At 66.0% G+C, this 15,619-nt stretch carries 17 protein-coding genes; 1 reads left to right on the top strand and 16 read right to left on the bottom strand.

The genetic code is table 11. The features are described from left to right. The first annotated feature begins 20 nt into the window (after positions 1-20). Positions 21-869 (top strand): DMT family transporter, encoded by an 849-nt coding sequence (locus CP958_RS15135; protein ID WP_096703089.1) that lies wholly within the window; start codon positions 21-23, stop codon positions 867-869. Positions 870-875: 6 nt separating this feature from the next. Here CP958_RS15135 and CP958_RS15130 read toward each other — a convergent pair whose 3' ends face one another. The 16 genes from CP958_RS15130 to CP958_RS15055 all read right to left on the bottom strand — a co-directional run bounded on the left by CP958_RS15130 (position 876) and on the right by CP958_RS15055 (position 15,611). Beyond that, entirely contained in the window at positions 876-1,628 is a 753-nt protein-coding gene (locus tag CP958_RS15130; RefSeq protein ID WP_096702898.1) for an SDR family oxidoreductase, read from the bottom strand. Between the two features lie 19 nt (positions 1,629-1,647). Next, positions 1,648-2,298: a hypothetical protein gene (locus CP958_RS15125; RefSeq protein ID WP_096702896.1), complete on the bottom strand. Its 651-nt coding sequence runs from the start codon at positions 2,296-2,298 to the stop codon at positions 1,648-1,650. After that, positions 2,285-3,106 (bottom strand): nucleoside triphosphate pyrophosphohydrolase, encoded by an 822-nt coding sequence (mazG, locus tag CP958_RS15120; RefSeq protein ID WP_096702894.1) that lies wholly within the window; start codon positions 3,104-3,106, stop codon positions 2,285-2,287. Before mazG ends, CP958_RS15125 begins: the two co-directional genes overlap by 14 nt. Beyond that, a complete protein-coding gene (locus CP958_RS15115) occupies positions 3,106-3,774 on the bottom strand; it encodes a transglutaminase-like domain-containing protein (protein WP_096702892.1) in 669 nt (222 codons plus the stop codon). The genes mazG and CP958_RS15115 overlap by 1 nt, the downstream gene beginning before the upstream one ends. Positions 3,775-3,810: 36 nt before the next feature. Continuing rightward, positions 3,811-4,134 carry a hypothetical protein gene (locus tag CP958_RS15110; RefSeq protein ID WP_096702890.1) on the bottom strand — a complete coding sequence of 108 codons (324 nt, stop codon included), beginning with the start codon at positions 4,132-4,134 and terminating at the stop codon, positions 3,811-3,813. A 44-nt stretch (positions 4,135-4,178) separates the two neighbouring features. Beyond that, positions 4,179-5,351 (bottom strand): Na+/H+ antiporter NhaA, encoded by a 1,173-nt coding sequence (gene nhaA, locus CP958_RS15105; RefSeq protein ID WP_096702888.1) that lies wholly within the window; start codon positions 5,349-5,351, stop codon positions 4,179-4,181. Further along, a complete protein-coding gene (locus tag CP958_RS15100; protein WP_096702886.1) occupies positions 5,341-6,114 on the bottom strand; it encodes an MBL fold metallo-hydrolase in 774 nt (257 codons plus the stop codon). The genes nhaA and CP958_RS15100 overlap by 11 nt, the downstream gene beginning before the upstream one ends. Further along, on the bottom strand, positions 6,111-6,890 hold the full coding sequence (locus tag CP958_RS15095; protein ID WP_096702884.1) for a TatD family hydrolase: 780 nt from the start codon (positions 6,888-6,890) through the stop codon (positions 6,111-6,113). Before CP958_RS15095 ends, CP958_RS15100 begins: the two co-directional genes overlap by 4 nt. After that, positions 6,891-8,441, bottom strand: a complete 1,551-nt coding sequence (gene metG, locus CP958_RS15090; RefSeq protein ID WP_096702882.1) for a methionine--tRNA ligase — start codon at positions 8,439-8,441, stop codon at positions 6,891-6,893. It abuts the gene before it with no gap. Between the two features lie 33 nt (positions 8,442-8,474). Continuing rightward, positions 8,475-9,566 (bottom strand): DNA polymerase III subunit delta', encoded by a 1,092-nt coding sequence (locus CP958_RS15085; RefSeq protein ID WP_096702880.1) that lies wholly within the window; start codon positions 9,564-9,566, stop codon positions 8,475-8,477. Continuing rightward, complete coding sequence (tmk, locus tag CP958_RS15080) at positions 9,563-10,207, bottom strand: dTMP kinase (protein ID WP_096702878.1); 645 nt, start codon at positions 10,205-10,207, stop codon at positions 9,563-9,565. Before tmk ends, CP958_RS15085 begins: the two co-directional genes overlap by 4 nt. A 3-nt stretch (positions 10,208-10,210) precedes the next feature. Further along, a complete protein-coding gene (locus tag CP958_RS15075; RefSeq protein ID WP_096702877.1) occupies positions 10,211-11,380 on the bottom strand; it encodes a D-alanyl-D-alanine carboxypeptidase family protein in 1,170 nt (389 codons plus the stop codon). A 19-nt stretch (positions 11,381-11,399) separates the two neighbouring features. Beyond that, positions 11,400-12,371: a septal ring lytic transglycosylase RlpA family protein gene (locus tag CP958_RS15070; RefSeq protein WP_096702876.1), complete on the bottom strand. Its 972-nt coding sequence runs from the start codon at positions 12,369-12,371 to the stop codon at positions 11,400-11,402. Between the two features lie 40 nt (positions 12,372-12,411). Continuing rightward, entirely contained in the window at positions 12,412-13,413 is a 1,002-nt protein-coding gene (locus CP958_RS15065) for a lytic murein transglycosylase (RefSeq protein WP_242442914.1), read from the bottom strand. Positions 13,414-13,502: 89 nt separating this feature from the next. Beyond that, complete coding sequence (locus CP958_RS15060; RefSeq protein ID WP_096702874.1) at positions 13,503-14,303, bottom strand: YdcF family protein; 801 nt, start codon at positions 14,301-14,303, stop codon at positions 13,503-13,505. Between the two features lie 90 nt (positions 14,304-14,393). After that, positions 14,394-15,611 carry an ABC transporter substrate-binding protein gene (locus tag CP958_RS15055; protein WP_096702872.1) on the bottom strand — a complete coding sequence of 406 codons (1,218 nt, stop codon included), beginning with the start codon at positions 15,609-15,611 and terminating at the stop codon, positions 14,394-14,396. Positions 15,612-15,619 lie beyond the last annotated feature (8 nt).

The raw sequence follows: 15,619 nt of genomic DNA, 5'->3' as shown, positions 1-15,619 counted from the left end.
AACACGCCTGGACCAAAGCCATGCCGGGCGTCTTCGTGCTGCTGTGGAGCACCGGCTTCATCGGCGGCAAGTACGGCCTGCCCTATGCCGAGCCCTTCACCTTCCTGGTGCTGCGCTTCGTCATCGTCATCGCCCTGCTGGGCGTGGTGGTGGTGGCCAGCCGCGCCAAATTTCCCGCCGATCCCAAGCTGTGGCTCCATCTGGCGGTATCCGGCCTGCTGGTCCACGCCATCTATCTCGGCGGAGTGTTCAGCGCCATCCATCACGGCGTTCCCTCGGGCATGGTCGCCCTGGTGGCCGGATTGCAGCCTTTGCTGACCGCCGCCGTGGTTGGGCCGTTGCTGGGCGAGACCGTGGGACCGCGGCAGTGGCTGGGCCTCGGCCTGGGGCTGGTCGGCGTCGCCATGGTGCTGTCCACCCGGCTGACGGGAGTGAATTTCGACGGATTCGGTTGGGACGGCATGGCTTTCGCCATCGCGGCGCTGCTGGCCATTACCGGCGGTACGCTGTACCAGAAGCGGTTCTGTACCGGCATGGACCTGCGCACCGGCACCCTGATCCAGTATCTGGCCGCCCTGGCGGCCCTGCTGCCGCTGGCCCTGACCGGCGAGACCATGGTCATCCAGTGGACGACGCCGTTCATCCTGTCGCTGGGCTGGCTGGTGCTGGTGCTGTCGCTGGGAGCCATCAGCCTGCTGATGACCCTGATCCGCCTGGGCGAGGCGGCCAAGGTGGCCAGCTTCTTCTATCTGGTGCCGCCGGTCACCGCGCTGCTGGCCTGGCTGCTGTTCGACGAGATGCTGACGCCCCTGGCCCTGGCCGGCATGGCCGCCACGGCCGCAGGCGTGGCGCTGGTGGTGCGGAAATAACCCCGCCTACGACCGATGGATGGCGAAGGGCGCCGAGGCCTGGCAGACCGGCATCATCTCGATACGGTTGATGTTGACGTGGGCGGGCAGGGAGGCGGCCCAGAACACCGCCTCGGCCACATCCTCGGAGGTGAGGGGCGTGGTGCCCTCGTAGACCTTGGCGGCCTTTTCGGCATCGCCATGGAAGCGGACTTCCGAGAACTCGCTGCCGCCGCACATTCCCGGCTCGATATTGGTGACCCGCACCTTGGTCTTGACCAAATCGGCGATCAGGTTGAGCGAGAACTGGGTCACCGCCGCCTTGGTGGCGCCGTACATGTTGCCGCCGGGATAGGGATAGGTGCCGGCCACCGAGCTGATGTTGACCACATGACCGCGATCACGCTCCACCATGCCGGGCAGGATGGCGCGGGTCATGTACATCAGGCCCTTGAGGTTGGTGTCGATCATGGTTTCCCAGTCGTCGAGCAGGGCGGCCTGGGCGGGCTCCAGCCCCAGGGCGAGCCCGGCATTGTTGACCAGCAGGTCGACGGGCCAGGGCAGGGCGGCGGTAAAGGCGGCCACGGCGGCACGGTCGCGCACGTCCAGGCTGGCGGCATGCACCGGAACGGCACCCAGTTCGGCCTCAAGAGCCTCCAGCCGTTCGGCGCGGCGGCCGCAGATCACCAGATTGGCGCCATCGGCGGCGAAACGCCGGGCGATGGCGGCGCCGAAACCGGCGGTGGCGCCGGTGACCAGCACTGTACGGTTCTTCCACATGCTGCTTTATCTCCGAGGCCTACTTCATTTCCGAAGCACGGGGGGCGAGGGGGCGTTGCGGATCGTTGTCGCGGATCATCACCAGTTCAGGCATGACGGACAGGGGATTCTCGATCTTCCAAATATAGACCTTGGCGGTACCGAACGGCTTGACCTGGGTGGCATTGTGTTTGACCACGTTGCCATCGGTGGTGATGCGGAATTCGCCTTCCATGTTGAGACCCAGTTCCGCCAGGATCTGGGCGTCGGAGGGCTTCATGGCGTTGGCCTTGATGACGATGGCGCCGTTTTCCATGGAACGCATGGAAATGAGGCGGGCGTCGCGGCGGATCAGCGAGGTCAGCTGAACCCGTTCCAGCCGGCCGACCCGCTCGTATTCCACGGCGAAGCGGCCCTTGCCCTTGGATTCGATCTTGCGGAAGGCGATGTCGCGGGCGAGGTCGCGGCGGATGTTCTCCTGCCGCTCGGCCTCGTCCTCGGGCTTGATCTTGTTCTTGCGGTAATCGTCCAGGATGGGGGCGAACATCAGGTCGCCCTTGTAGGTCAGCGAGTAATCGCCGTACTTGGACAGGCGCAGCTCGCTCTTGAATTTGTCGGGGATGTAGCACGACGACAGCAGCAGCACCGCCGCCAGAACGCCGATCCGCTTCAGCCAGTCACCCGCCACCATGCCCTCCGGCCTTCTCCAAGGTCTTGGCAGCCTGCCACAGAGCCTCCATCTCGTCGAGGGTGGCCGACTCGGCGGATCGCCCGGCGGCCTTCAACTCCGTCTCGATATGGCGGAAGCGGCGCTCGAATTTGGTATTGGCGCGCTTCAAGGCGCGCTCGGGATCGACGTTCAGTTTACGGGCTAGATTGACGCAGACGAACAATACGTCGCCCATCTCGTCCTCCAGCCGGTCGAAGGGGGCGTCGGCACGGATTTCATCGGCGATTTCAGTAGCTTCCTCGGCGAGCTTGTCGAGGATGGTCTCCGGCCGGTCCCAGTCGAAGCCCACGCGGGCGGCCCGGTTTTGCAGCTTCAGGGCCCGCGTCATGGGGGGCAGGGTGCGGGCCACGCCGTCCAGGATGCCCGGCTCGGCAGCGCCTTGCGCCTTGGCGGCGCGCTCGCGAGCCTTGGTTTCCTCCCAGGCTTCCACCTGACCGGCACAATCGCGGCCATCGTTCTCGACGAACACGTGGGGATGGCGGCGGATCATCTTGTCGGCGATGGAGGACGCGATGGCGTCGAAGTCGAAATCACCGTTCTCCCTGGCCATCTGGGCGTAGAACACCACCTGGAACAGCAGGTCGCCCAACTCGTCCTTCAACTGGGGCATGTCGCCGTGCTCGATGGCCTCGGCCACCTCGTAGGCTTCCTCGATGGTGTAGGGCGCGATGGTGGCGAAGGTCTGTTCCAGATCCCAGGGGCAGCCGCCCTCGGGCGAGCGCAGCCGCGCCATGATCGACAGCAGACGGTCGATGGGCCTTTCCGTCATCACTGGGCCTTGGCCTCGGCGGCGAAGTCGGCGCCAGTCCCCCAGGGATCGTCCACCATCATCAGCGGGCAACGCTCGCGATAGGTGGCGGTGATCTCATCGTAGGGCACGTCATAATAGCTGCCGCGCTCCTGGACATATTCCATGTGCCGGCGGTCCTGCTTGTCGAACGGATGAAAGACCGAGTCGGTTTTTCCATCCCATTCAAGGGGATGGACGCCGAACTTCTCGCATAGAGCAAGGTTGAAGGCGGGGGTGGCCTTGACCCATCGGTCCTCGGCCCTGATCTCGGCGAAGGAATGCCAGCAGAAGACGTCGCCGCCGTTCTTTTCGATCAGCTTGGGAGTGGCGAGGTGGTTACGCACATCGGCGAAGCCCAGGCGGGCGGGAATGCCGACCGCCCTGGCGCAGGCGGTGAGCAGGGCGGCCTTGGGGATGCAGAAGCCGCGTCCCCGGGCCAGGATATCGGCGGCGGAATAGGTTTCCGGCGCGTTGAAGCGCACATAGGGATCATAGATCACCGTGTCGCGGACGGCGTAATAAAGGCGGATGGCGGCATCCAGGCGGTCGGCGGCGCCGGCGGCGGCGGCCTTGGCGAAGGCGACGATGGCCGGGTTGTCGCTTTGGATGAACTTGGCGGGCTGCAAGGCGCGGGGATCGATGATCATGATGCTTCCGGTTGGTTGGGCCGCGCCAGCATAGAGCTAATCCTGCCTGGGGGGAACGCTGCAGCACTGGTGAACGATGGCCGCCTGATCTCGGCGATTGTCGTCCTTGAACGCCAGCCAGCGCCGCCGCAGGCGGGCGAAGACGGAGGCCGAGAGAGGCAGGCGGTTGGCGGCCAGCCAGCTTTCGATGGCAAAGATCGTCACGCGGCGCAGGTCATAGGTGACGGCGATACGGCCTTGGCCCGTGGCCCGCAGGTCCAGGATTCCTTCCGGGCGGACCAGGGACACGATTGCGGCGGCATCGGCCGCAGGGGCGAGGGAGAGGCTCAGTGTGCGGATCAGGCGGTCGGTTTGGCTCATCTTATCCTCCAAACACCCTATACCCATTTGTCGCATAATGTATATTATGACGATGAATATCGACACCTCAGAAGTACGATCGAACCCAGGATGGCGGAAAGCCCCGAGCCAGCCAAAACGCCGATTTTAACGGCGTCCGACGATTCGGCGTGTCCGCCGAAGGCCAGTCCGCCGATGAACAGGCTCATGGTGAAGCCGATGCCGCACAGGATGGCGATTCCGTAAAGCTGGGCCATGCTGGCGCCCTCGGGCCGCTCGGCGAAGCCCAGGCGGATGGCTGCCCAGGCGGCGCCGAACACGCCGATCTGCTTGCCGAAAAACAGGCCCAGCGCGATGCCCAGCGGCAATTGCCCGAGAACGACCCGGGGCTCCAAGCCGGCGAACGACACGCCGGCATTGGCGAAGCCGAAGATCGGCACGATGCCGTAGGCCACCCATTTGGCAAGGGCATGCTCCAGGTGATGAAGCGGCGAATGCGGATCGTCGCCATTCTCGCCGCCGGCACGCATGGGAATGGTCATGGCCAGGGCAACGCCGGCGATGGTGGCATGGATGCCCGATTGCAGCGTGGCCGCCCACAGCCCCGCCCCCAGCAGCAGATAGGGCCACACCTTTCCGACCCCAAGCCGGTTGAGGGCCACCAGCCCAGCCAGCAGGGCCGCCGCCGCGCCCAGGGCCGGCAGCGACAGGTCGGCCGTGTAGAACAGCGCGATGATCAGAACCGCGCCGAGATCGTCGATAATGGCCAGCGCGGTCAGAAAGACCTTGAGCGAGACCGGCACCCTTGATCCCAGCAGGGCCAGCACCCCAAGGGCGAAGGCGATGTCGGTGGCGGTGGGAATGGCCCAGCCCCGCACGCTTTCCGGCGATTGGGCATTGAGGGCCAGATAGACCAGGGCCGGCATCGCCATGCCGCCCAGGGCCCCAAGCCCAGGCAGGACGCGCCGCGACCAGCTGGACAATTGCCCGTCCAGAACCTCGCGCTTGATCTCCAGGCCCACCAGCAGGAAAAACACCGCCATCAGCCCGTCATTGATCCAGTGCTCGACGGACAGTCCGAAGCCCTTGGCCCGCAGGGTGGAGAAATAGGCGCCGGACAGCGGCGAATTGGCGACGGCCAACGCCAGGGCGGCGGCAATCATCAGGATGATGCCGCCTGCCGCCTCGCTTTCCAGGAAGTCGCGCAGGACGGAAAAAGGCTTCTTCTCAGCGGTCATGCTCGATCACCAGCCCGTCGTGGGCCGGTATCACGTGCGGCGGAACGGCCCGCCGCACCGCCTCGTAATCGAGCCGGGAGCCCATATGGGTGATATAGGCGCGTCTGGGCCTGACGCAATCGATCCACTCCAGAGCCTTGGCGATATGGGCGTGGGTCTGGTGGGGATAATCCACCAGGCAGCCGATGATCCAGGTATCAACCCCTTCCAGTGCCTTGAAGGCTTCCGGTGGCAACTCGACCACGTCGGTGCTGTAGGCGATCGGCCCGAAGCGCAGACCCAGCGTACGGCAATAGCCGTGGTCCTGGTCGAAGGGAATCACCTCAATATCGCCGATACGGAACGGTCCACTGATCTCGTGGGCCTCCAGCAGCGGGCGGTAGATAAACTCGCCCATCTCCACCATCGGCTCGAAGGCATAGGCGAAGCGGTTCCGGGCGGTGGCCAGCGTTCCGGCATCGCCCCATATGGGCAGCCACTTGCGGGTGGCGCGATTGATCTCGCGCAGGTCGTCGATGCCGTGCAGATGGTCGGCGTGGTCGTGGGTGTAGATCACCGCGTCGACGCTGCGCACCTTCGCCGCCAGCAACTGGTCGCGCAGGTCGGGCGAGGTGTCCACCAGGATACGGGTCTCCCCCTCCTCGACCAGGATGGAGGACCGCAGACGGCGGTTGCGCGGGTTGGCGGGGTCACAGGCTCCCCATCCCCCGGAGATGGTCGGAACGCCGGCGGCGCCGCCACAGCCGAGGAAGGTCACCTTCATGGCCGCGCCACTTTCTTGAACAGGCGGTGGAAGTTGCCGGTGGTGGCGGCTTCCACCTCGGCCATGGAGACGCCCTTGACCTCGGCCAGCCGGGCGGCGGTGTGAGCCACGTAGGCGGGTTCGTTGCGCTTGCCGCGATAAGGAATCGGCGCCAGATAGGGGGCGTCGGTCTCCACCAGCAGGCGGTCCAGCGGTACGCCCGCCAGGGTATCGCGCAAGATGTCGGCGGTCTTGAAGGTCATGATGCCGGACGCCGAGATGAAAAGGCCCAACTTCACAGCCTTTTCAGCGAAGTCGGGGCCGGAGCTGAAGCAATGGACCAGCCCGGTGAAGGCCCCCTTCCCCATCTCCTCGGCCAAAATCGCCCCGGTATCGTCGTCGGCGTCGCGGGTATGGACGATCACCGGCAATCCTGAGCGCCGCGCGGCCTCGATATGGATACGGAACGAATCTTGCTGCCGCTCGCGCGGGCTCTTGTCGTAGTAATAATCCAGCCCGGTTTCGCCGAACGCCACCACCTTGGGATGCTCGGCCAGACGCAACAGGGTGTCGAGGTCGGCATAGGGCGCCACGCCGGCCTCGTGCGGGTGGATACCCACCGTGGCCCAGACGTTGTCGAAGCGCTCGGCCACCCGGACCACCTGTTCATAGCGGGTGATATGGGTGCCGATGGTCAGCAGCACCCCTACCCCGGCATCCTTGGCCCGGCCGACCACGCCGTCCAGATCGTCGGCGAAGTCGGGGAAGTCCAGATGGCAGTGACTGTCGACCAGCATTTAGGCGGAGGCCTCTTCCACATAGCGCGGGAACACGCCCTGGGGCGCCGGCAGGGCGATCCCCGCCTTCAGCGCGTGGTCCGGACCGAAGAAAGCGAAGCTGCGCTCCGTGTCCGCCACCGCCAACTGGTCGAGGATTTTCCCCGAGGCGGCGGGCATGAACGGCTGGGTCAGCAGGGAAGCCGAACGGATGGTCTCGGCCAGCACCCACAGCACCGTGCCCATGCGGGCGGGATCGGTCTTCTTCAGCGCCCAGGGCGCCTGCTTATCCACATAGGCATTGGCGGCGCGGACGACCACCCAGATGGCCTCGATGGCCTCGTGATAGAGCTGGCGGTCGATGGCGTCGCGGACCTTGGGCAGCATGCCGTAGGCGGCGCCCAGCATTTCCCTGTCGTCGTCGGTGTCGGGGGAATGCTCGGGCGTCACGCCGCCGCAATTCTTGCCGATCATGGACAGCGAGCGCTGGACCAGATTGCCGTAATCGTTGGCCAGTTCGCTGTTCATGCGGCCCATCATGGCGCGCCGGGAGAAGTCGCCGTCATTGCCGAAGGGAACCTCGCGCAGCAGGAAATAGCGCACCTGGTCCAGGCCATAGGTCTCGATCAGCTCCAGCGGGTCGATGACGTTGCCCAGCGACTTGGAGATTTTCTGGCCTTCGTTGGTCCACCAGCCGTGGGCGAAGACCCGCCTGGGCGGGGCCAGATCGGCGGCCATCAGGAAGGCCGGCCAATAGACGGCATGGAAGCGGACGATATCCTTGCCCACCATATGGATGACGTTGGGCCAGTAGCGGGCGAAGTCGCCCGAGGTGTCGGGATAGCCGACGGCGGTGATGTAGTTGGTCAGCGCGTCCAGCCAGACATACATGATGTGGGCGTCGTCGCCGGGCACCGGAATGCCCCATTTGAAGCTGGTGCGCGACACCGACAGGTCCTGCAGCCCGCCCTTCACGAAGCTCATCACCTCGTTGCGCCGCGAGTTGGGCGCCACGCAATCGGGATTGTCCTCGTACCACTTGAGCAGACGGTCCTGCCAGGCCGACAGGCGGAAGAAGTAGCTGGGCTCCTTCACCCATTCCACCGGCGCGCCGGTCGGCGCCAGCTTGGCGCCGCCCTCGCCCTTGATCAGCTCGTCCTCGGCGTAGAACGCCTCGTCGCGCACCGAGTACCAGCCCTCGTAGGCGCCGAGATAGATGTCGCCCTTTTCCACCAGCTTGTCCCACAGCGCCTGGCAGGCGACCTTGTGGCGCGCCTCGGTGGTACGGATGAAATCGTCGTTGGTGCAGCCCAAAATCTTGGCCAATTCGCGGAAATTGGCCGAATTCTGGTCGGCCAGGGCCTGCGGCGTCATGCCGAAGGTCTCCGCCGACTTCTCCACCTTCTGGCCATGCTCGTCGGTGCCGGTCAGGAACTTGACGTCGAAGCCGTCCAGGCGCTTGAAGCGCGCCAGCACATCGCAGGCCAGCGTGGTATAGGCGTGGCCGATATGGGGCTTGTCATTGACATAATAGATCGGCGTGGTGACGTAGAAGGTCCCGGCCCCGGTCATGGGAAATGCTCCGCTAAATCAGGTTGTTGCCCGCTATCTTGAACCCTGGCGGGCGAGGCGTTCCACCGCCATGAAGGCGCCGAGAACGGCCTGCTTGCGGTCGAGGTGGACCGCTTCGGTGCGGGCGAACAGGGTGGTGATCTTTTCCCACACCTCCAGCCAATGTTCAAGGCTGGCCGCCGCCAGCAAGCGCTCCATCAGGGCGCCCTCGCCCGCCACCACCTCGGCCATGCCGTGGCCCTTGCGCCCGCCGGCCCGGATCAGGCGGGCCAGCCACCAGCCCAGCAATTCGGTAACGGTACGGAACGATCCATCGTTCTCGGGTCGCGCCACCTTGTCGCCAAAGGCATGCAGGGCCGGCACGTCCAGACGCGGCAAGCCGTGCAGCAGGTCGAGAAGCTCGCGGTAGAGATCGAGGCCGCCCTCGTCGGCCAGGGCCAGGGCCTTGCCGATGCTGCCCTCTCCCAGCTTGGCCAGGGCCGCCACTTCCGTCGGACCCAGCTCGGGCCGCTGGCGGGTCAGCAGGTCGGCGACCACGTCTTCCGCCAACGGCTGAAGCATCAGGCGGCGACAGCGCGAGCGGATAGTGGGCAGCAGACGGCCCGGCGAGTGGGATATCAGCAACATCAAGGCATTACGCGGCGGTTCTTCCAGGACCTTCAGCACCGCGTTGGCGGCGTTGCGGTTCATTTCGTCGGCGGAATCGATGATCACCACCCGCCAGCCGCCCTCGGCCGGGGTCAGCGACATGAAGTGGCCGATGCCGCGCACATCCTCGACGACAATCTCCGAGCGCAGCTTGCTTTTCTTGTCGTCGGCCCAGCCGCGCTCCACCGTCTCGAGATCGGCGTGCCCCTGGGAGGCGATGCGGCGGAACACCGGATGATCCGGGCGGATTTCCAGGTTGTCGGGCGCATCGCCGAACAGTCCGCCGCCCTCGCCGCCGCCGGCCAGTACGAAGCGGGCGAAGCGATAGGCCAGCGTCGCCTTGCCGATGCCCTTGGGGCCGCACAGCAGCCACGCATGGGCAAGGCGGCCCGAGTTCCAGGCATCCAGCAGCGCCGTCTCGGCGGCCGCATGGCCGAACAGGTCGGAAGTCTCGCGGGGATGGGGCGACTCGCTCATGGCACCGGCAGCCGGGCCCTTACCGTCGCCATGATGTCGCCGTGCACCTCGTCCGGGCTGTGGGTCGCGTCGATCACGGCGCAGCGGACGGGATTGGCGGCGGCGATCCCCAGGAAACCCTGGCGCAGGCGCTGGTGAAACCCCAGCCCCATGCGCTCGTAGCGGTCCTCGGCCCCGCCCCTCAGCCCGGCCCGCTCCAGCCCGTTTTCCACCGGCAGGTCGAGCACCAGGGTGAGGTCGGGGGCGAAATGACCCACGGCGACACGGTACAGATTGGCGATGACATCGGGGTCGAGGCCGTGGCCGAAGCCCTGATAGGCCAGGGTGGAATCGGCGAAACGGTCCGAGATCACCCAGGCGCCGCGCTCGAGCGCCGGCCACACCGTCTTGACCAGATGGTCGCGCCGCGCCGCGAAATGAAGCAGCGCCTCGGTCACTCCGTCCCAGCGATCGGGATCGCCCTCCACCAGCAGGGCGCGGATGGCCTCGGCCCCGCTCGAGCCGCCGGGCTCGCGGGTGGTGACCACCATCAGCCCTTCGTCGCGCAGGGAATCGGCCAGCAGCCGCACCTGGGTCGACTTGCCCGCCCCCTCGCCGCCCTCGAAGGTGATGAAACGTCCACGGGGCGGGCTGGCGATCATGGCTTAGCCCTTCTTGCCCCAGATGACGCGCTTGAAGGCGGTGGACATGCGGCCGGCAAAGCCCAGCTTCTCCACGTCGGCTCCGGCCACCATGGGCACCTCCACCGGCGTCATGCCCGGAGCGGTGATCACGACCTTGCCCACTTCCTGGCCGGCCTTGACCGGCGCGGCGATGGGGCCGTTATAGATGGTGGTGACCTTCATGTCGGGGCGGTTGCGCCGCTGCATGGTGACCTCGATGCCGGACTTGATGAGCAGCGGCACGGTCTCGGCCTGACCCAGCCAGACCTCGGCGTCGGGGATCACTTCCTCGCCGGCCTTGAACAGGGCGTAGGTCTCCCACTCGCGGAAGGCCCATTCGGTCAGGCGGCGCGATTCCTCGGCCCGCTCCTTCATGGAGGTCATGCCGTTCAGAATCATGACGATGCGGCGGTTACCCCGCTTGATGGAGGCGGTCAGGCCGTAGCCGGCGGCCTCGGTATGGCCGGTCTTCAGCCCGTCGGCGCCCGGCGTGTTGTAGAGCAGCGGGTTGCGGTTGCCCTGCTTGATGCCGTTGAACACGAACTCCATCTGGCTGAACAGCGGATAGTATTCCGGGAAGTCGGAAATCAGGTGGCGCGACAGCACCGCCAGATCGCGCGCCGTCATCAGGTGGCCGGGCTCGGGCCAGCCGCTGGCGTTCTTGAAGGTGGAGTGGGTCAGGCCGATCTGGCGGGCCTTGCGGGTTTCCTCCTCGGCGAAGGCTTCCTCGGTGCCGGAATGGGCCTCGGCCAGCACCGAACAGGCGTCGTTGCCCGACTGGATCACCACGCCCTTCAGCAATTCCTCGACGGAGGCCGTGGAGTTGACGGGCAGGAACATCAGCGAGCCTTCGGACTTGTAATGCTTCTTCCAGGCGGTCTCGCTGACCGGCAGGCGGTCGCTGGGCTTCCAGGCGCCGCTTTTGAGCTTGTCGAAGACCATGTAGACGGTCATCAGCTTGCTCATGGAGCTGGGGACCATCAGTTCGTCGGCGTTCTTTTCCATCAGCACCTGACCACTGGCGTGATCGATGATGATGGCCTGCTTGGCGGCGGTCTCGATGGACTGGGCCTGGGCCGGAAGCGACGAGAAGGCCGCCAGGGGAACGGCGGCCAGGGCCGCGACCAGCGAACGGCGGAAGAGAGCGAGCATCACATCGGCCTTTTCGTTGTTAATCGACGACCACGCGGGCGTCCTGCGCCCCCGCGGCGACCACGGAATCGAGAATGCGATCCGCCTCCTCGACACTGGCCACGGGGCCCAGACGGACCCGGAACAGGGTCTTGCCCTGGATGTTGACCTGCTGCAACTGGGCTTTGCCCACCCGCGACAGGCGCGCCACCATGCGGTTGGCGTTGTCGTGGCGGCCGTAGGAGCCGGCCTGGACATAGATGGAGGTGGGGTGCACCGGCACCGATTTCACCTCTTGGGTGGCGATTTCACGCTCCACCGCCTCGGCGGTCATGCCGCGCTGCTTGGGCTGGGCCGACGAGGCCACCACCACTTGGCCGTTGTCGCCGTTCTTGACGCCGGGAGGGGGCGGCAGGGATTCGGCCGAGACCGAGCCGCGCGGCGCGGCGCTCGCCACCTTGGGCTCGTTGCCGGCGGTGTCGGGCTTGAGCTTGCCGGCCAGGACCCGGCTTTCCTCGGTCAGGACCTGAACCCGCACCTTGGCGGTGCCCTTGCCCTCCATGCCCAGAAGCTGGGCCGAGCGGCGCGACAGATCGAGGATACGGCCGTTGACGAAGGGGCCGCGGTCGTTGACGCGCACGACGATCGACCGCCCGTTCTCCAGGTTGGTCACCCGGGCGATGGACGGCATCTGCAGCGTCTTGTGGGCGGCGGTGACGGCGTTCTGGTCGAAGACCTCGCCGTTGGCGGTCAGCTTGGCGTGGAAGTCGGGGCCGTACCACGAGGCGATGCCCGTCTCGTCATAGGCGAAGTCTTCCTGGGGATAGTACCAGACGCCGGCCACCTGATAGGGCTTGCCCACCTTGTAATTGGTGGCGGCCGAGGACGAGGGCGGCGGCGGATTGTCGCCGCCCACCGACTTGGCCACGTGGCCGAACAGATTCATCTCGGCGCAGCCCGTGAGCACGGTTCCGGACAGCAGCAGCATAGCCAAGCGCGTCTTCCGCGACATCTAGTCCCCTCCCCGCATGTCCGGCCAAAGATGTGGTAGTCTACTTGCCACCGATGCGGTCCGCAAGATGCCCTGCCGCCAGGGCGAAAAAGGTGGAGCGGTTCCACTTCATGATGGTCCGGAAATTGTCGTAGACCAGGAAGGCCGGTCCCTTGGTTCCTTCGGCCAGCACGATGGAGGCCGTGATGTCGCGGGCGGGCAGCGCCTTGCCGTCGGCGGCCTTGACGCCCAGCGCCGCCCATTCCTTCACCGTCTTGCGGGTCTCGACACCCAGCAGGGAGCGGGAGAAATCGGCGGGCAGCCTCACCGCCCGTCCCCAGGTCTGGTCGCCCCTCCAGCCTTCCGACGACAGGTAGTTGGCGGCCGAGGCCAGGGCGTCGGAGCGGTTGGTCCAGATGTTGCGTTTGCCGTCGCCGTCCCAGTCCACCGCGAATTTCAGGAAGGTCGACGGCATGAACTGGCACTGGCCCATGGCCCCGGCCCACGAGCCGATCATATTGGCGGGCGCGATGTGGCCCTGGTCGAGGATGGCGAGCGCATTCATCAGCTCGGTGCGGAAATACTTGGAGCGCCGCCCGTCATAGGCCAGGGTCGCCAGGGACGAGACCACCGACATGCCGCCGGTGTTCTTGCCGAAATTGGTCTCGATGCCCCACAGCGCCACTACGAAGCGCGGCTGCACGCCGTAGCGGCGCTCGATCTCGGTGAGCAGCGCCTTGTTCTCGGCCAGCTTGCGCCGCCCCTCCTCCACCCGGGCCGGAGAGACGATGCGGCTCAGATACTCGTTGAAGGTCAGGGTGAATTCCGGCTGCTTGCGGTCCAGTTCGATCACCCGGTCGATATGGGTGACGTTGGCCAGGGCCGCGTCCAGAATCTGGGGGCTGAGGCCCTTTTCCAGGCCTTCGGCGCGCACCCCGGCCAAAAAGGCGGTAAAGCCGCTTTCCGCCGTGGCGACCTGAGGCTCGGCCTGGGCGGCCGGCTCCTCGGCCGAGGCGGCGCAGCCGCCCAGCGACAGAGCGGCCACCGCCAATCCGGCCATCATCCAAGATTTCGTCGCCCTAGCCATGCGCCAAACCCCAAATCTGGTAAGCATCCGGGTGTTGTGCCACACTTTGACCGGCCACTGCAATCTCAAGGCTTCGGCAGCAGGGCGTCGGTCCAGCCCATCAGGCGGTATATCACCAATCCCAGACCCTCATGAATCAGTGACTGGAAGCCGGAAAATCCCTGCTGAGGGTCGAAGCGCAGTTCGGCCCACCAGGGCTTGCGCAGGCCGGTGGTGGCGTAATCCACCGGAATCGGGATCACCGGCCACCCCACCGCCCGGAAACAACCCACGGCACGCGGCATGTGCCCGGCCGAGGTGATCAGCAGCCAGGTTTCGCCTGACTTGGGCCGCATGAGGTCCTTGGAGAGGGTGGCATTCTCGCGGGTGTTGCGCGAATCCCGCTCGAAGACGATCCGGTCGGTATCGAACCCGATATCGCGGTAGAAGATCCTGGCGTAATCGGCTTCCCGGTATTCCTGCTCGAAGGCGCTCCCCGAACCGCCGGTGAAGACCAGCCGGGCCTCCGGATAGCGCCGCGCCAGGGGAATCAGGGTGGTCATGCGGGTCGCGCCGCCGCCCACCGCCACCTGTCCTCGCGCCGCGCTGAGGAGCGGGTTGATGGCTCCGCCCAGCACGATGATGCCGTCCACCTTGTCCGGCAGAGGATCGGGGGCGGTGAACCGTTCCTCCATCCGGGTCATGATCCATCGGTCCACCGGCACCACGGTGAGGACGCTCACCACCAGCAACGTGAGGCCGAGGATCGCCCGTCCCCGGCGCAGCCAGCGCCGCGACAGGGTCAGCAGCCAGCCGACCAGCAACAGCAGCAGGACGATGGTGGCCGGATCGGTGGCGATACCGAGCAGTTTGGACAGCAGGAACATGCAAGCCTACATGACACGCCGGATGCGGAGAGTCACGGGCCTTATCCGGGGAGAAGGCGGCACGGCGCCGCCCCCTCCCCGGTCTGAACGCTACTTCTTCACCGCGGGGCAGGCCGAGGTGGCCAGTGGCTTGAACGCCTCGGCCGCCGGAATGGTCGCCTGGATGGTGTAGAAGTCCCAGTCGCCCTTGGATTCGGCCGGGCTCTTCACCTTGACCAGCAGCATGTCGTGGATCACCCGCCCGTCGGGACGGATGGCGGCATGGCGCATCACCGCGTCCGAGATGGGCATCTCGCGCATCTTGGCCGATACCGCCTTGGCCTCGGTGGTCTTGGCCGCCGCCACGGCGCGCAGGTAATGCAGCACGCTGGAATAGGTGCCCGCCTGGACCATGGTCGGCTTGCGGTCCTTGAAGGCCTTCTGGAAGCGGGCGGCGAAGGCGCGGGCCTGATCGTCCTGGTCCCAGTAGAAGCCTTCGGTGAAGGTCAGTCCCTGGGCGACGTCGAGGCCCAGGCTGCGGATGTCGGTCAGGAAGATCAGCAGCGGCACCACCTGCTGACCGCCCTGGACGATGCCGAATTCGCGTGCCGTCTTGATGGCGTTGATGGTGTCGGCGGCGCCGTTGGCGAGCGCGATCACCTGGGCCTTGGAGCTTTGCGCCGACAGCAGGAACGACGACATGTCCGCCGAGTTGAGCGGGTGGCGGACGCTGCCCAGAACCTTGCCGCCCAACTGGTTGACCATGGCCATGGAATCGGCCTCCAGCGAATGGCCGAAGGCGTAGTCCACCGTCAGGAAGTACCAGCTCTTGCCGCCCATCTTGGTGATGGCCTGGGCCGAGCCCGCCGCCAGGGCATAGGTGTCGAACATCCAGTGGAAGCCGGTGGCCGAGCAATCCTCGTTGGTCAGCTTGGTGGTGGCCGGCCCGGAGTACATGGCGACGAAATCGTGGTCCAGCGTCAGCTTCTGCACGCCCAGCGCCACCGCCGAATTGGTCAGGTCGGCGATGGCGTTAACCTTGTTGACGTCAGCCCATTCACGGGCCTTCTGCACGCCGATATCCGGCTTGTTCTGATGGTCGATGGACAAAAGCTCGATCTTCATGCCCTTGCATTCCTTGGCCAGGCAATCGTCGATGGCCAACTGGGCCGCCGCCACCGAGCCGGGACCGCCCATGTCCGAATAAGGACCCGACATATCCGACAGAATGCCGATCTTGACGGTCTGCTCCGCCGCCACGGCCGGCAGGGCGGCAAGCGCAAGGGTCATGGCGCCGGCCAGGGCCGGAATCCGTACGTTCCTGATCATGAGAGCGT

It is taken from the genome of Magnetospirillum sp. 15-1, assembly GCF_900184795.1.
Taxonomy (GTDB): domain Bacteria; phylum Pseudomonadota; class Alphaproteobacteria; order Rhodospirillales; family Magnetospirillaceae; genus Phaeospirillum.
The sequence above is the reverse complement of the archived record's forward strand: the minus strand, read 5'-3'. Positions and strand labels throughout refer to the sequence as shown.

Excerpts from the sequence above, each read along its gene's own strand:
- CP958_RS15125 (WP_096702896.1), bottom strand. The coding sequence starts at position 2,298 with ATGGTGGCGGGTGACTGGCTGAAGCGGATCGGCGTTCTGGCGGCGGTG.
- CP958_RS15100 (WP_096702886.1), bottom strand. The coding sequence starts at position 6,114 with ATGAAGGTGACCTTCCTCGGCTGTGGCGGCGCCGCCGGCGTTCCGACC.
- CP958_RS15075 (WP_096702877.1), bottom strand. The coding sequence starts at position 11,380 with ATGCTCGCTCTCTTCCGCCGTTCGCTGGTCGCGGCCCTGGCCGCCGTT.
- nhaA (WP_096702888.1), bottom strand. The coding sequence starts at position 5,351 with ATGACCGCTGAGAAGAAGCCTTTTTCCGTCCTGCGCGACTTCCTGGAA.
- CP958_RS15130 (WP_096702898.1), bottom strand. The coding sequence starts at position 1,628 with ATGTGGAAGAACCGTACAGTGCTGGTCACCGGCGCCACCGCCGGTTTC.
- CP958_RS15065 (WP_242442914.1), bottom strand. The coding sequence starts at position 13,413 with ATGATGGCCGGATTGGCGGTGGCCGCTCTGTCGCTGGGCGGCTGCGCC.
- CP958_RS15110 (WP_096702890.1), bottom strand. The coding sequence starts at position 4,134 with ATGAGCCAAACCGACCGCCTGATCCGCACACTGAGCCTCTCCCTCGCC.
- CP958_RS15055 (WP_096702872.1), bottom strand. The coding sequence starts at position 15,611 with ATGATCAGGAACGTACGGATTCCGGCCCTGGCCGGCGCCATGACCCTT.
- tmk (WP_096702878.1), bottom strand. The coding sequence starts at position 10,207 with ATGATCGCCAGCCCGCCCCGTGGACGTTTCATCACCTTCGAGGGCGGC.
- CP958_RS15060 (WP_096702874.1), bottom strand. The coding sequence starts at position 14,303 with ATGTTCCTGCTGTCCAAACTGCTCGGTATCGCCACCGATCCGGCCACC.
- CP958_RS15070 (WP_096702876.1), bottom strand. The coding sequence starts at position 12,371 with ATGTCGCGGAAGACGCGCTTGGCTATGCTGCTGCTGTCCGGAACCGTG.
- CP958_RS15085 (WP_096702880.1), bottom strand. The coding sequence starts at position 9,566 with ATGAGCGAGTCGCCCCATCCCCGCGAGACTTCCGACCTGTTCGGCCAT.
- CP958_RS15095 (WP_096702884.1), bottom strand. The coding sequence starts at position 6,890 with ATGCTGGTCGACAGTCACTGCCATCTGGACTTCCCCGACTTCGCCGAC.
- CP958_RS15135 (WP_096703089.1), top strand. The coding sequence starts at position 21 with ATGCCGGGCGTCTTCGTGCTGCTGTGGAGCACCGGCTTCATCGGCGGC.
- mazG (WP_096702894.1), bottom strand. The coding sequence starts at position 3,106 with ATGACGGAAAGGCCCATCGACCGTCTGCTGTCGATCATGGCGCGGCTG.
- CP958_RS15115 (WP_096702892.1), bottom strand. The coding sequence starts at position 3,774 with ATGATCATCGATCCCCGCGCCTTGCAGCCCGCCAAGTTCATCCAAAGC.
- metG (WP_096702882.1), bottom strand. The coding sequence starts at position 8,441 with ATGACCGGGGCCGGGACCTTCTACGTCACCACGCCGATCTATTATGTC.